Annotated in this window: 13 protein-coding genes; 10 read left to right on the top strand and 3 right to left on the bottom strand. The window is 71.6% G+C overall.

The window, feature by feature from the left end; genetic code table 11:
- The first annotated feature begins 98 nt into the window (after window positions 1-98).
- Window positions 99-482 (top strand): DUF5313 family protein, encoded by a 384-nt coding sequence (locus IQ251_RS12745; protein ID WP_193928744.1) that lies wholly within the window; start codon window positions 99-101, stop codon window positions 480-482.
- A complete protein-coding gene (locus IQ251_RS12740; protein ID WP_193928743.1) occupies window positions 479-1864 on the top strand; it encodes an NAD(P)/FAD-dependent oxidoreductase in 1386 nt (461 codons plus the stop codon). Before IQ251_RS12745 ends, IQ251_RS12740 begins: the two co-directional genes overlap by 4 nt.
- Window positions 1865-1867: 3 nt before the next feature.
- Here the strand turns inward: IQ251_RS12740 and IQ251_RS12735 are convergent, their stop codons facing one another.
- Window positions 1868-2251 (bottom strand): hypothetical protein, encoded by a 384-nt coding sequence (locus IQ251_RS12735; RefSeq protein WP_193928742.1) that lies wholly within the window; start codon window positions 2249-2251, stop codon window positions 1868-1870.
- Window positions 2252-2321: 70 nt separating this feature from the next.
- Window positions 2322-3113 (bottom strand): SDR family NAD(P)-dependent oxidoreductase, encoded by a 792-nt coding sequence (locus tag IQ251_RS12730; RefSeq protein ID WP_193928741.1) that lies wholly within the window; start codon window positions 3111-3113, stop codon window positions 2322-2324.
- 223 nt (window positions 3114-3336) lie between these two features.
- Here IQ251_RS12730 and IQ251_RS12725 point away from each other — a divergent pair, with 223 nt between their 5' ends.
- From IQ251_RS12725 to IQ251_RS12695, 7 genes are all read left to right on the top strand, one after another.
- The gene (locus tag IQ251_RS12725; RefSeq protein WP_193928740.1) at window positions 3337-4173 is read left to right on the top strand and encodes a nitrilase-related carbon-nitrogen hydrolase; all 837 of its coding nucleotides are present in this window, start codon (window positions 3337-3339) and stop codon (window positions 4171-4173) included.
- Window positions 4174-4234: 61 nt separating this feature from the next.
- Complete coding sequence (gene hydA, locus IQ251_RS12720; protein ID WP_193928818.1) at window positions 4235-5617, top strand: dihydropyrimidinase; 1383 nt, start codon at window positions 4235-4237, stop codon at window positions 5615-5617.
- A 42-nt stretch (window positions 5618-5659) separates the two neighbouring features.
- Window positions 5660-6679 (top strand): TIGR03842 family LLM class F420-dependent oxidoreductase, encoded by a 1020-nt coding sequence (locus IQ251_RS12715; RefSeq protein WP_193928739.1) that lies wholly within the window; start codon window positions 5660-5662, stop codon window positions 6677-6679.
- A gap of 87 nt (window positions 6680-6766) precedes the next feature.
- Window positions 6767-8110, top strand: a complete 1344-nt coding sequence (locus IQ251_RS12710; protein WP_193928738.1) for a uracil-xanthine permease family protein — start codon at window positions 6767-6769, stop codon at window positions 8108-8110.
- Window positions 8111-8161: 51 nt separating this feature from the next.
- Window positions 8162-8968 carry an SAM-dependent methyltransferase gene (locus tag IQ251_RS12705; RefSeq protein ID WP_193928737.1) on the top strand — a complete coding sequence of 269 codons (807 nt, stop codon included), beginning with the start codon at window positions 8162-8164 and terminating at the stop codon, window positions 8966-8968.
- Window positions 8969-9180: 212 nt separating this feature from the next.
- The gene (locus tag IQ251_RS12700) at window positions 9181-9330 is read left to right on the top strand and encodes a hypothetical protein (RefSeq protein WP_193928736.1); all 150 of its coding nucleotides are present in this window, start codon (window positions 9181-9183) and stop codon (window positions 9328-9330) included.
- Between the two features lie 271 nt (window positions 9331-9601).
- Complete coding sequence (locus IQ251_RS12695) at window positions 9602-10156, top strand: class I SAM-dependent methyltransferase (RefSeq protein ID WP_370591374.1); 555 nt, start codon at window positions 9602-9604, stop codon at window positions 10154-10156.
- Window positions 10157-10162: 6 nt separating this feature from the next.
- Here IQ251_RS12695 and IQ251_RS12690 read toward each other — a convergent pair whose 3' ends face one another.
- The gene (locus tag IQ251_RS12690) at window positions 10163-11059 is read right to left on the bottom strand and encodes an alpha/beta hydrolase (protein ID WP_193928735.1); all 897 of its coding nucleotides are present in this window, start codon (window positions 11057-11059) and stop codon (window positions 10163-10165) included.
- 599 nt (window positions 11060-11658) lie between these two features.
- Here IQ251_RS12690 and IQ251_RS12685 point away from each other — a divergent pair.
- Window positions 11659-13824 carry a beta-glucosidase family protein gene (locus tag IQ251_RS12685; RefSeq protein ID WP_370591370.1) on the top strand — a complete coding sequence of 722 codons (2166 nt, stop codon included), beginning with the start codon at window positions 11659-11661 and terminating at the stop codon, window positions 13822-13824.
- Window positions 13825-14043 lie beyond the last annotated feature (219 nt).

The raw sequence follows: 14043 nt of genomic DNA, 5'->3' as shown, positions 1-14043 counted from the left end.
CCCGTTACGCAGCCCCGCCGAACGGGTGATGCACCTCGGTCTGCGTGCGCCCCGACTGCACGTACCGGTGCCCGGAACGCGGCCGATATCCTGGACCGGTGGTGATGAACCGACCCAATCCCGCGCAGTGGGTCTGGTACGCCTTCGGCGGCCGGCTCCCGCAGCACTGCGCCGAATGGGTGCTGCACGACGTCACCTGCCGGACGTGGATGCTGCGGCACCTCGGACGCGCGCTGACCCAGCTCGCGCCGTTCTGCCTGCTCGTGCTGCTGCCCGGCCCGCTGTGGATCCGGTTGAACGCCATCCTGCTCGGGCTGCTGGTCGGGCTGTTCTACTCGATCTGCTACTCGGGCGAGACCGCCGAGCACCGCGCGATCAAGCACGGCTACGCACCGGGCACGGCCCGCGAGACGCGCCAGATCGCGCGCGATGTGCGCCGGCTCGGCAAACACGGACCGGGATACCGCCCGTGGTGGGAATGAGCGAACCGCTGCGCGACGCCGAACCCGTGCCGTACTGGACCGGCGGTGCCCGCGCGCAGCGGCGGGAGCCCGCGCGGGCGGGCGACCGCGCCGATCTCGTCGTCGTCGGCGGTGGGCTGACCGGGCTGTGGACCGCCGTGCTGGCGCGCGAGCAGAACCCGGACCTGGACGTGCTGCTGCTCGAAGCGGATGCGGTGGCCTGCGGCGGGACCGGGTTCAGCGGTGGTTTCCTGTCCGAATCGCTCACGCACGGGCTGCACAACGGGCACGCTCGGTGGCCGCAGCAGAACAAGCGCCTGGCCTCCTACGGGCTGCAGAACCAGGCGGCCATCGCCGAGTTCGCCGCCGAGCACGGCATCGACGCGGACCTGCGGATGTGCGGCAAGACGAGCGTGGCCACCGCGCCGCACCAGGTCGGCGAGGTGCGCGATGAGGCGGATCTGTACCGGGAATACGGCATGGCCGCTCGTTTCCAAGGCGCGGGCGGGATCCGAGCCGATATCGCCTCGCCCGGATACCTGGCCGCGGTGCGGCTGCCCGAGGCCGGGGGACTGGTCGATCCGGTGCGGCTGGCCGACGGGCTGGCCGCAGTGGCCGAACGGGCCGGCGTGCGCATCCGCGAGGGCAGCCCGGTCCGCGGCGTGCGCGGCGATCCCGGCCGGATCCGGGTGCGCACGCCGAGCGCGACGGTGATCGCGCAGCGCGTCGTGCTCGCCACCAACGCCTACCGCGCGCCGCTGCGCGCCCTGCGCCGCAGGGTGCTGCCGGTGTGGGACTACGCCCTGGTCACCGAACCGTTGTCCGACCAGCAGTGGCGGGAGCTGGGCTGGCGCGAGCGCCAGGGTGTCACCGACAGCGCGCGCCGGTTCCACTACTACCGCCCGACACCGGACGGGCGGATCCTGTGGGGCGGCTACGACAGCGCCTACTTCTACGGCGGGCGCACCGCCGCGCGGCTCGGCGACCGGCCGACCGCGCACCGCGCGCTGGCCGCCACCTTCGCCGCGACGTTCCCGCAGCTGGACGGCGTCCGGTTCACCCACCGCTGGGGCGGCCCGGTCGACACGACCAGCACGCTGACCCCCGCGTTCGCCACCGCGCTGGACGGCGGGCTGGCCGGGGTGGCGGGTTTCAGCGGACTGGGGCTGGCGTCGTCCCGGTTCGCCGCGCTCGTGGCCCTGGACCTGGTCTTCGGTCGGGACACCCCGCTGACCCGGCTGCGGATGGTCCGCGACCTGCCCCGCCCGTTCCCGCCGGAACCGCTGCGCTGGCCGCTGGTGCTGCTCACCCACCGGGCCGTGGCCAGCGCCGACCGCGCGGAGGGCGAACCGGGTCGCTGGCTGCGGTCGCTGGAACGCCGCGGCATCGGCGTGGGCAGCTGACGGTCAGCTGCGGTAGCCCCACCGCTCGCGCGGCGTGGGCGGATCGGCGATGCCGTCCGCGGTCCAGTAGGACTCGTTCCCGCCGCGCAGCAGCGCTCTGGAGAACCGCCCGCCTTCGCGGCGCCACATGCGAACGTGCAGCGCGGCGAACACCGCCAGGACCAGCAGCAGCACCGCCGGCACCACCGACCGCACCCGGACATCGTCGGCCAGCCACTGGACGCCCCCGTGCACCAGCAACAGCGGCGGCGCCGCCGTCCGGAACGCCCAGTCCAGCCGCAGCCGGTTCGGCGCGCCGCGCCAGGCCCGGCGCATGCGGGTCGTCAGCGTGGGCTGCCCGTTCCGGCGATACCGGTCGTCTGCGCGCGCTCCGGGGGGATCCTGCACGGGGTCACCATGGCGCATCCGGCCGGAATCCGGGACCACCACCTGGTTCACGTGTGACGGGATCGACCGCTCACGCGTGCGTGCCGCCGTCGATGCGCACCTCGGTGCCGGTGACGAACGCGCCGTCCTCGGACGCCAGCATCGCCACCACGCCGGCGACCGCCTCCGGCCCGGCCATCGTCGCACCGCCCACCGAGCTGTCCGTGGACAGCACCGGTGCCAGCTTGGTGAACAGCGACCAATCGGAGTCCTCGGGCAGGTAGCCGGGTGTGGCATCGGTGATCCCGCTCTTGATGCTGCCCGGCGCCACGCAGGTCGCCCGCAGTCCCCGGCTGCCGTACTCCAGCGCCAGGGTGTGCGTGAACGACTGGATCCCACCCTTGCTCGCGGCGTAGGCGGCCATGTACGGGTGCGCGTTCGAGGCCGACGTCGAGCTGAAGTTGACCACCACGCCGCTGCCGCCTTCCAGCAGCGCGGGCAGGGCTTCCCGGGTGACCAGGAACGTTCCGGTGAGGTTCACCGACAGGATCCGGTTCCACTGCTGCAGCGTGGTCTCGTGCGTGTGCGTGGCGCGCAGCATCCCGGCGGCGTTGACCAGCACGTCCAGCCCGCCCAGGGTGCGCACCGCTCGGCCGAGGGCGCCGGTCACCGACTCCTCGTCCGCGACGTCGACCTCCTCGGTCGTCAACCGGTCCGCGGTGCCCTCCTGTTCGGCGAGCTTGGTCGTGCCCGCGAGCCCGTCGGCGGAGAGGTCGGCCGCGACCACGTCGCCGCCCTCGCTCAGCAGCCGCAGCACGGTCGCCCGGCCGATGCCCGAGGCCGCTCCGGTGACGACGATGCGGCGGTCCTGGAAACGTTGCATGGGCGTGCTCCCTCTCCTCAGCTCGATGACCGGCACGACGCTAGGTTTCCCGATCTGCGCTGGGCAACGGACCGTCCCGCTAGGTGGCTCCGGTCACCTCGGCCGGGGAACCGGAACGACCACGACGCGTAACGGGCCGGTCATTGCGCGTGCCGGGAGCGGGTCCTATGTTCGGTTCCCTCCGCACCGGCTGCGGCCGGTCCGAGCTGGAAGGGGCCGCACCATGCCGACGAACGTCCGCGCAGCACTGGTCCAGGCGAAGTGGACCGGCGACAGCGCCTCGATGGTGGATCTGCACGAGCAGTACGCGCGCGCGGCCGCGGTCCAGGGCGCGCAGATCATCGGGTTCCAGGAAGTGTTCAACGCGCCCTACTTCTGCCAGGTGCAGGAGGCGCAGCACTACCGGTGGGCCGAACCCGTGCCCGGTCCGACGACCGAGCGGATGCAGGCGCTGGCCGGCGAACTGGGCATGGTGATCGTGGTGCCCGTCTTCGAGCAGGACGGGCCCGGCTTCTACTACAACACCGCCGCGGTGCTCGACGCCGACGGCAGCTACCTGGGCAAGTACCGCAAGCACCACCTGCCGCACCTGCCCGGGTTCTGGGAGAAGTACTACTTCCGCCCGGGCAACCTCGGCTGGCCGGTCTTCGACACCGCGGTGGGCAGGGTCGGCGTCTACATCTGCTACGACCGGCACTTCCCGGAGGGCTGGCGGGCGCTGGGCCTGGCCGGCGCGCAGCTCGTCTACAACCCCTCGGCGACCAGCCGCGGGCTGTCGGCCTACCTCTGGCAGCTGGAGCAGCCCGCCGCCGCGGTGGCCAACGAGTACTTCGTGGCCGCGATCAACCGGGTCGGCGTGGAGGAGTACGGGGACAACGACTTCTACGGCACCAGCTACTTCGTCGACCCCTACGGCCGCTTCGTGGGCGACCCGGCCGGCGACGGCGAAGAACTCGTGGTCCGCGACCTGGACCTGGACCTGGTCGACGAGGTCCGGCGCACCTGGGCGTTCTACCGGGACCGGCGCCCGGACGCCTACGGGCCGCTGACCGAACCGTGACCGGCAGCAGCGACACCGGCGCGCGGGCGCCGGGGGAAGCGGGGAGTTCGTGGCAACCACGATGATCCGCGGTGGTCTGGTCATCACCGCGGGTGAGGAGATCCGTGCCGATGTGCTCGTCGACGGCGAGCACATCGCCGCCGTAGGCGCTCCGGGCACCGCCGAGCACTGGCACGCGGACGAGGTCATCGACGCGACCGGGCACTACGTCATCCCCGGCGGCGTCGATGCGCACACGCACATGGAGATGCCGTTCGGCGGGACGCACGCCTCGGACACCTTCGAGACCGGCACCCGCGCCGCGGCCTGGGGCGGGACCACGACGATCATCGACTTCGCCATCCAGCCGCGCGGCGGTGCGCTGCGCGAGGGGCTGGACGCCTGGCACGCCAAGGCCGACGGCGTCTGCGCGATCGACTACGGCTTCCACATGATCGTCTCGGACGCCGGCGAGCAGGCCGTCGCCGAGCTCGACGCGCTCGTCGACGAGGGCGTGACCAGCTTCAAGATGTTCATGGCCTATCCCGGCGTGTTCTACAGCGACGACGGGCAGATCCTGCGCGTGATGCAGCGGGCGGCGGGCAACGGGGCGCTGGCGATGATGCACGCCGAGAACGGCATCGCCATCGACGTGCTGGTGCAGCAGGCGCTCGCGGCGGGCAAGACCGACCCGCGCTACCACGGTGAGGTGCGGCAATCGCTGCTGGAGGCCGAGGCCACGCACCGGGCCATCCAACTGTCCAGAGTGGCCGGTGCTCCGCTGTACGTGGTGCACGTCGCGGCGACCGAAGCCGTCGCGCAGATCCAGCAGGCCCGCGACGACGGGCTGGCCGTGTTCGCCGAAACCTGCCCGCAATACCTGTTCCTGACCGCGGACTCGCTGGCAGAACCGGATTTCGGCGGCGCGAAGTACGTCTGCTCGACCCCGCTGCGCTCGGCCGACCACCAGGCGTCGCTGTGGAAGGCGCTACGCACCGACGACCTGTCCGTGGTCTCCACCGACCACTGCCCGTTCTGCTTCAAGGGGCAGAAGGAACTCGGCGCCGACGACTTCTCCAAGATCCCCAACGGGATCCCCGGCGTGGAGAACCGGCTGGACCTGCTGCACCAGGCGGTGCTCGACGGGCGAATCTCGCGCAGGCGCTGGGTGGAGCTGGCCAGCACCGCGCCCGCGCGCATGTTCGGCCTGCACCCGCGCAAGGGCACCATCGCCCCCGGCGCGGACGCCGACCTCGTCATCTACGACCCCTCAGCCCGGCACGTGCTGTCCGCGGAAACCCACCACATGAACGTCGACTACAACGCCTACGAAGGCCGTGCGGTGACCGGGCGGGCGCGCACCGTGCTGTCCCGCGGCGAAGTCCTCGTCGACGGCGGGCAGTACCGCGGCCGCGCCGGGCACGGCAGGTTCGTACCGCGCGGCACCTGCCAGTACCTCGACTGACCGTTCCCGGCGCGTGGCGCCGACGACCCCGGGGAGGCCGCCGTGCAGTTCGGACTCGTGCTGCAGACCGATCCGCCCGCCTGGTCCGTCGTGGACCGGATGCGGCGCGCCGAGCGGTTCGGCTTCAGCCACGGCTGGACGTTCGATTCGACCGTGCTGTGGCAGGAGCCCTACGTCATCCACAGCCAGATCCTGTCCGCCACCGACCACCTGGTGGTCGGTCCGATGGTGACGAACCCGGTGTCGCGGGACTGGACGGTCAGCGCGTCCACCTTCGCCACCCTCATCGACATGTTCGGCCCGCGTTCGGTGTGCGGGATCGGCCGCGGCGACTCGGCGGTGCGCGTCATCGGCGGCCGCCCGACCACGCTGGCGCAGCTGGAACGGGCGATGCGCGCGATCAAGGACCTCGCCGAGGGTCGGGAGACCGAGATCTCCGGCAGTCCGGTGCAGCTGCCCTGGGTGCGCGGCGGGCGGCTCCCGGTGTGGATGGGCGCCTACGGGCCGAAGGCGCTGGAGCTGGCCGGGCGCTGTGCCGACGGGTTCATCCTGCAACTGGCCGATCCGTACCTGGCGCGGTGGATGGTCGAGCACGTCCGCGACGCCGCCCGGGCCGCCGGACGCGATCCGGATTCGCTGACGATCTGCGCGGCGGCCCCGGCCTACGTCGGTTCCGACCTCGCGCACGCGCGCGAGCAGTGCCGCTGGTTCGGCGGGATGGTCGGCAACCACGTCGCCGACCTGGTGTCCCGCTACGGCGATGCCGGTTCCGCGGTGCCCGCGGCGCTGACCGACTACGTCCGCGCCCGCACCGGTTACGACTACGCCCACCACGGCCGGGCGGGCACCAGCAGCGCCGACTTCGTGCCCGATGAGATCGTCGACCGGTTCTGCCTGCTGGGCGGCCCGGACGACCACGTGCGCAAGCTCGGCGAGCTGCGCGAGGCCGGGGTGGACCAGTTCGCGCTGTACGCGATGCACGACGCCATCGATTCCACAGTGGACAACTACGGCCGGGAGATCATCCCCCGGGTGAGCGGGATGCCGGCCCGCACCGGTTGAGGTGTCCGCGGGCACACCCGCCGGCCTTTGTAGAGTCCCCCGGCGGACGTGACGGCGCCGCGGGCGCGGAGCAGGGGAGGGGACGCCATGCGGCGGGGGATCGCGGGCAAGCTGGGCATCGGCTGGACGGTGCACGGCGACGGCAGCACACCGGCGCCGGGCGAGCCGGTGGCCCCGGACGAGCGGCTGTCCTGGCCGCGCACGATCGGGCTCGGTGCCCAGCACGTGGTGGCCATGTTCGGCGCGACCTTCGTGTTCCCGGTGCTCATGGGACTGGACCCGAACCTGGCCATCATGGTCTCCGGGGTCGCCACGATCTTGTTCCTGCTGATCGTGCAGGGAAAGGTGCCCAGCTACCTGGGCAGCAGCGCCTCGTTCGTGGGTGCGGTGGCGATCATCCGCGCCGGCGGCGGCGACAGCTCCACCGTCACCGGCGCGATCCTGGTCTGCGCGCTGGTGCTGTCCGTGCTCGGCCTGGTGATCCACTTCGTCGGCGCGCGCGTCGTGCACCGGCTGCTGCCGCCCGCCGTGTCCGGCGCGGTGGTCATGCTCATCGGGTTCAACCTCGCGCCGGTGGTCGCCGAGACCTACTGGCCGCAGGACCAGTGGGTCGCGTTGGCGACGCTGGTCGTGGTGCTGGCGGCCAGCCTGCTGTTGCCCGGGCTGTGGTCGCGGATCGCGGTGTTCCTCGGCCTGGTGTTCGGCTACGCGCTGTCCTGGTTGCTGGACCTGGGGCTGGGTCCGATCACCGCACCGGACGCGGACGGTCAGGTCGGCACGCACCCGCGGGTGGATCTCAGCGCCGTCGGCGACGCCGCCTGGTTCGGGCTGCCGACGCTGCACGCGCCCTCCTTCGACGCCGCGGCGATCGTCGTCGTGCTGCCCGCGGTGATCGCGCTCATCGCCGAGAACACCGGGCACATCAAGGCCGTCGAGGAGATGACCGGGCGGAACCTGGACGGCAGCCTGGGCCGCGCGGTGTTCGCCGACGGGTTCGCCAGCACGCTGTCCAGCGCGGTCGGCGGTCCGGCGACCACCACCTACGCGGAGAACATCGGCGTGATGGCCGCCACCCGGGTGTATTCCACCGCGGCCTACTGGGTCGCGGCGGCGGTGGCGATCGTGTTCGGGCTCTGCCCCAAGTTCGGTGCGGTCATCGCCGCCACCCCCGGCGGTGTGCTGGGCGGGATCACCGTCGTGCTCTACGGGATGATCGCGCTGCTCGGCGCCAAGATCTGGGTGGAGAACCGGGTGGATTTCGGTGATCCGGTCAACCTGCTGCCGCTGGCGGCAGGGCTGGTCATCGGCATCGGCGACGTGAGCCTGGACGTCACCCCCGAGTTCAGCATCAGCGGTATCTCGCTGGGCACGCTGGTGGTCTTGCTCGGCTACCACGTGCTGCAGCGGCTCGTGCCGCAGCGCAGCGGCTGATCGCCGCGGTCGGGATTCCGGCCGCCCCGCCAGCGGGATACGCTGCCGATCATGGTCGCCGAACTCCCCGTGGACACCAGCACCCCCAGCGTCGCCCGGATGTACAACTACGCCCTGGGCGGCAAGGACAACTTCGAGGTGGACCGGCAGGCGGTCGGCGCGGCGGAGTCGCTGGCGCCCGGTGCGGTGGCGCTGGCGGTGGAGAACCGCGCCTTGCTGATCCGGATGACCAGGTTCCTGGTCACCAACGCAGGAGTGGACCAGTTCCTGGACCTGGGTTCCGGGCTACCGACGGCGGAGAACACCCACCAGGTCGTGCAGCGCACCGACCCGCGCGCCCGCGTCGTGTATTCGGACAACGATCCGAGCGTGGCCGCGCACGGGCGCGCCCTGCTCGACGATGACGAGCGCACCACGTTCGCGGTCGCCGACTTGACCGACCCGGACCAGGTGCTCGGCAACGAGACCGTGCGCCGCCACCTCGACTGGCGGCGGCCCATCGCGCTCTACCAGCTCGCCACGCTGCACCACCAGCCCGATTCGCTGGATCTGCCCGGCCTGATGCGGACCTACGTCGACGCGCTGCCCGCCGGTTCGTTCGTCGCGTTCAGCCACTTCCACGATCCGGGCGGTGTTCCCGGGCAGCAGGTGGAACGGATCCGGCAGTCCATGCTCGACCACGGCACGGATGCCGACCACTTCCGCAGCAGGGCGGAGATCGAGCGGATGCTGCCCGGGCTCGACCTGGTGGAACCGGGTCTCGTCCCGGCCATGGACTGGTGGCCGGACGGCCCGCGCCTGGCCGATCCGCAGCCGGTGCAGCACTGCATCCTGGCGGCCGTCGGCCGCAAGCGGTGACGTCCGCCGCACCCGGTCGGGTGCCGCCGGTCCGGTGCGACGCAGGACACGTTCGGCCTCGCTTTAACACACCCGAAACCCGCCCCTACCATTGCGCACGCAGGTATCGGTTCCCCAAACCTTCTCCCGTCGGCCGAGCGGACCTCGTGCGTCCGCCGGTCGCGTGCGCGCGCGGACGGGAGTCGGGGCGGTTCGCAGGAGGGAGGCAGGAAGTGGCAACGGTGTGGACGGTGCTGGCAGCCGAGACGGTCGTTGCGCTGGCGATGGCGAGCGCGGCGGCGATCTGGGCGAACAAGTTCCAGCGGAAGACCGTTGACCAGGTCGTTCCGGACGTCGTTCCGGTGGCCGGCCAAACCGTCTGACGGACGCGCGCGACGGGCTTGCCCCGCTCCGGAGCAAGCCCGCCAAGCCCCACCCGGGGCGATTTCCCGCATCGCAATTCCGCGAATTGTTTCCTCCGTTCGCGACGCATGCGATTTCCCCGCCGATCGGCGCCTGCGGTGCCGCCGACCGGCGTACCGATAGGGTGGCGGTGGTTCGGGTCCCGGCGACGGAAGGGCAGCAGTGACCACGGAGCGCACCAGCCATCCCCAGCAGGCCCCCGCCGGTTACCGCGCGTTCCTGCACCGCGCAGTGCGCAACCCGGGCAAAGTGGGCGCTGTGGCGCCGAGTTCGAGCTGGCTGGCCCGGGAGATGGCCGCGGTCGTGCCCAGCGGTGACGCGCCGGTGGTCGTGGAGCTCGGGCCCGGGACCGGATCGTTGAGCCGCGCCGTCTCCGCCCGCATGCCCAGCGCAGGCCGGCACATCGCGGTGGAACTGGATCCGGGCATGGCCGACTACCTGCGCACCCGGCTGCCGTGGCTGGAAGTCGTGGAAGGCGACGCGGCCGAACTGGATCAGCTGCTGGCCAACGCCGGGGTCGGGTCGGTCGACGCGGTGATCAGCGGACTGCCCTGGTCGATCTTCCCGGCCGACGCGCAGCACGCCATCCTGCACCAGGTGGGCGGCATGCTCGCCCCCGGTGCGGCGTTCACCACCTTCGCTTACCTGCACGCGCTGGGCATGTCCGGGGCGCGCGGGTTCCGGCGCAGGCTCGACGAGAACTTCGACGAGGTATTGACCTCGCGCACGGTCTGGCGCAACGCCCCGCCGGCCCGGATCTACACCTGCCGCAGGCCGCACCGCTGACGACGGTCAGCCGTCGCGCAGGCGCGCCGCGATGAGCGAGTAGACCTCGCGGGCCCGGTCCACGTCGGCCATGTCGTACCCGTGGTCGGCCCCGGCGACCTCGTGCAGCTCCACCAGCGCACCGGCGGCGCGCAGCCGCTCGGCGTAGCGCACCCCTTCTTCGCGCAGCAGGTCGTATTCGGCGGTGATGACCAGCGCGGGCGCGATCCCGTGCAGCGCCGCGGTGTCCGCCGGGTGCGCGGGTGAGGCCAACCGGTCGGTGAACCGCTGGGACGGCGGAACGTAGCTGGCGTTGAAGATCTCGCCCATCCACGGGCGCAGCGCGGGCCGGGCCAGCGGTGTCGGCTTGTCGGCGGTGGGCGTGACCAGGTCCAGCGGCGGGTAGTGCAGCACCTGCAGCGCGATGTCCGGCCCGCCGCGCTCCAACGCAAGCCGAGCGGCCGCCGCGGCGAGGTTGGCCCCGGCGCTCTGCCCGCCCACCGTGATCCGCGCGCCGTCCCACCCCTGCTCGGCGCCGTGCCGGGCGATCCAGCCGAGGATCTCGAAGATCTGCTGCGGCGGCTGCGGGAACGGGTGTCGCGGTGCCAACGCGTAGTCCACGTTGACGACGGCGACCCCGGCTTCGGCCGCCACCAGCCGGCACAACGCGTCGTCCCACCGCGGATCACCGAGCACGAACCCGCCCCCGTGCAGGTTGACGTGCACCGGCGGCGGTGCGGAGGTGTCGGCGGGCAGGTAGGCCACGGCCGGCGCGGCGGCGACGGAGTTCGGGACGGTCAGCGCCCGCACCCGCCGCGGGAACTCCGGGAACCGGTGCAACGGCGCGCGATCGGCCAGGCGCGTGGCGCGCTGCATCGCACGGGCGGCCAACCGGGCGACCGGCGGGCGGGACAGCACGGACATCGGTGACTCCGGGTGGTCGGGGGCGGCGGTGGCTCGATCTTCGCAGGTCCGGGTCCGGCGTACCGCGGTCGATCGGCCGGGCGCAGCACCTTGCCGGGACGTTTTCATGATTCGGAACCGCGGTCGTTGCCCCGCTTTTCGCCGATGGGTCGGGTTTCTGGCACTGGCATCGACCGAGCACCTGCTGGCCGCAATGGGGACCGGCTCGGGGAGCCGGTGAGACCGTTGACGGTGTTCGGGGCAGGTGACCTGCGATGTCAAAGATCGTCGTGAGCGGTTGCCGGTGGAGATCACGCCCAGTGCGGCTGTCGATCTTACCAGCTCGCTGTGGCCCGCTGACCAGGGACGATGTCATGCGAGCGGTGCGTGCTCGGTGCATCGAGAGCTGGTCGGCCGGAGTCGATGCCGTGTGTCGACGACAACACGCCGTCGTTGCGCGTTCGTTTTCGCAAGGGGTGTTCCCCCGCAGGGGTGCCGCCGGTAGTCTGCCGCGAAATCGATCACGCGACTCCATCCGGCGGGGAGCGAAACCGCGCTGTGCGGCGGTGTTCGTGCGGCTCGTCGCGTGGAGATTCGCCTGCACCGGAAGAGGAGCCGACGTGGCGCGTGATTTCGGTCGCCGCACCTTCTTGACCACTGCCGCGGTGGCCGCGGGAGCGGCCGCCGGGATGCCGGGGCAAGCCATGGCCGCACCGGAGCCGCGCGGCCCGTGGAGTGATCCGACCCTCCCGCCGGATCGACGGGCAGGCTTGCTGCTGCGCGAACTCACGCTCGACGAGAAGATCTCGCTGCTCGGCGGCGACGAGGTCGACGGGGTCCTCGGAGGTCCGGATTCGCACATCGGCACCGGGCACGGGATCGAGCGCCTCGGCGTGCCCACGGTGCGCTACGGCGACGGGCCGATCGGGGCCCGGCAGGGCGAGGGCACCGCATTACCGGCCACGATCTCGCTGGCCGCTTCCTTCGACACCGAATTGGCCGAGCGCTACGCGGCGGTCGTCGGCAACGAGATCCGCTGCAAGGGCAACGATGTGTTGTTCGGGCCGACGATCGATGTGCTGCGCACCCCCTTGTCGGGGCGCGGGTTCGAAGGGTTCGGTGAGGACCCGTACCTGACCAGCGGGCTCGCGGTCCCGTGGATCGTCGCGGCGCGTCGGGAAGGGCTGATCGTGTGCGCGAAGCACCTCGGCGCCTACGTGCAGGAGGGCGCTTTCGGTCTCGCGGGGTCGCGCCTGCAGTACGACGCGATGGTGGACGAACGGACGCTCCGCGAGATCTACCTGCCCCCGTTCGAAGCGGCGGTGCGCGAGGCCGATGTCGGCTCGGTGATGGGCGCCTACAACAAGCTCAACGGTCAGTACTGCTGCGAGAACCAGTGGTTGCTGAACGACCTGCTCAAGCAGGAGTGGGGTTTCCCCGGATACACCCTCGCCGACTACGGAGCCGTGCACAGCACCGCCGCCTCGTTGAACAACGGGTTGGACTTCGAACCCTGGCCCGCTCTGTTCTTGTCGCCGGGTTCGGTCTCGACGGCCGTGCACACCGGGAAGGTCAGCACCGCCGACATCGATGACCACGTGCGCCGCATCCTGCGCACGATGTTCGCGCACGGGCTGTTCGAGCGCACCCCGCAGCCGCCGGACGACGACCTCATCGACCGCCCGGGCCATCTGGCCGAAGCGACGCGCATCGCTGAGCAGGGGATGACCCTGCTGGCCAATGACGGGATGCTGCCGCTCGACGAGGCGACGTTGGCGGGCGGCCGGATCGCGGTGATCGGTGAGGCGGCCGATCGTTTCGTGCAGGGCGGCGGATCCTCGTCGATGACGCCGTTCAGCTTCGTCTCGGCCGAGCAGGGGCTTGCGGAGCGCGCCGGCTCGGCGATCACCGTGGAGTACGACAAGGGTCGGATTCCGGAGAAGGCGGCGGAAGCCGCCCGGGGAGCCGACGTGGCGGTCGTGGTCGTGGCGGATCTGCAGTCGGAGTTCACCGACAAGCCCGACCTGGACGTCGACGCGGGCCTGTACTCGTTCCCGAACGTCGAGGTGGGCGATCCGTTCGTCGACCAGGATGCGGTGATCGAGGCGGTCCTCGACGCCAACCCGAACACGGTGGTCGTGCTGCACACCGGCGGCCCGGTGCTCATGCCGTGGCGGCATCGGGCGCGGGCGGTGCTGCAAGCCTGGTACGCGGGATCGGGTGCGGGCACGGCGGTGGCACGCGTGCTGTTCGGCGATGTCGATCCGGGCGGGCGGCTCCCGGTCACGTTCCCGGAGCACGAGGAGGACCTGCCGACCGCGGGGGATCCGCAGCGGTACCCGGGCGTGGGCGGAAAGGTGCACTTCGACGAGGGCGTGTTCGTCGGCTATCGGCACTTCGACCAGCAGGACATCGAACCCGCCTACCCGTTCGGCCACGGACTGTCCTACACCGAGTTCGACTACCGCGACCTGCAGGTGGAGCACCGAGCGGTGCACGTCTCGGTCACGAACACGGGCGCGCGCCCGGGCTCGACCGCCCCGCAGCTCTACCTCGGCCTGCCCGCCCCGAACGAGACGACGCCGCAACCACCCAAGCAGCTCAAGGGGTTCGCGAAGCTCCACCTGGAACCGGGCGAGACGAGACGCGTGACGTTCCCGCTCACCGATCGCGATCTGTCCTATTGGGACGGTGTGACCGGTCAGTGGCGCATCGCCCCGGGAACCTGCGAGATCATGGTCGGTGAATCCTCCCGCGACATCCGCTTGACGGGCCGGTCGAGCTGACCGGTCCGCGGCCGCGAGCGGAACGCTCTCGCGGGACGCGAGCACGACATCCCCGCTCACGGCTGCGTCCAGGCCACCACCGCACGCCCGATGACCTTGGGCACGGGCGTGGTTTAACGGCTCACGGCCCGCGATGATCCGATCGCGTCGATCAGTGCGGTCAACGACCAGAAGGTGGCGGAGCAGGCCGCGGACGGAATGACGACGGCGCTACCGCCA

This window comes from Saccharopolyspora montiporae (assembly GCF_015209505.1).
GTDB lineage: Bacteria > Actinomycetota > Actinomycetes > Mycobacteriales > Pseudonocardiaceae > Saccharopolyspora > Saccharopolyspora montiporae.
This window is presented reverse-complemented; position numbering and strand designations above follow the sequence as displayed.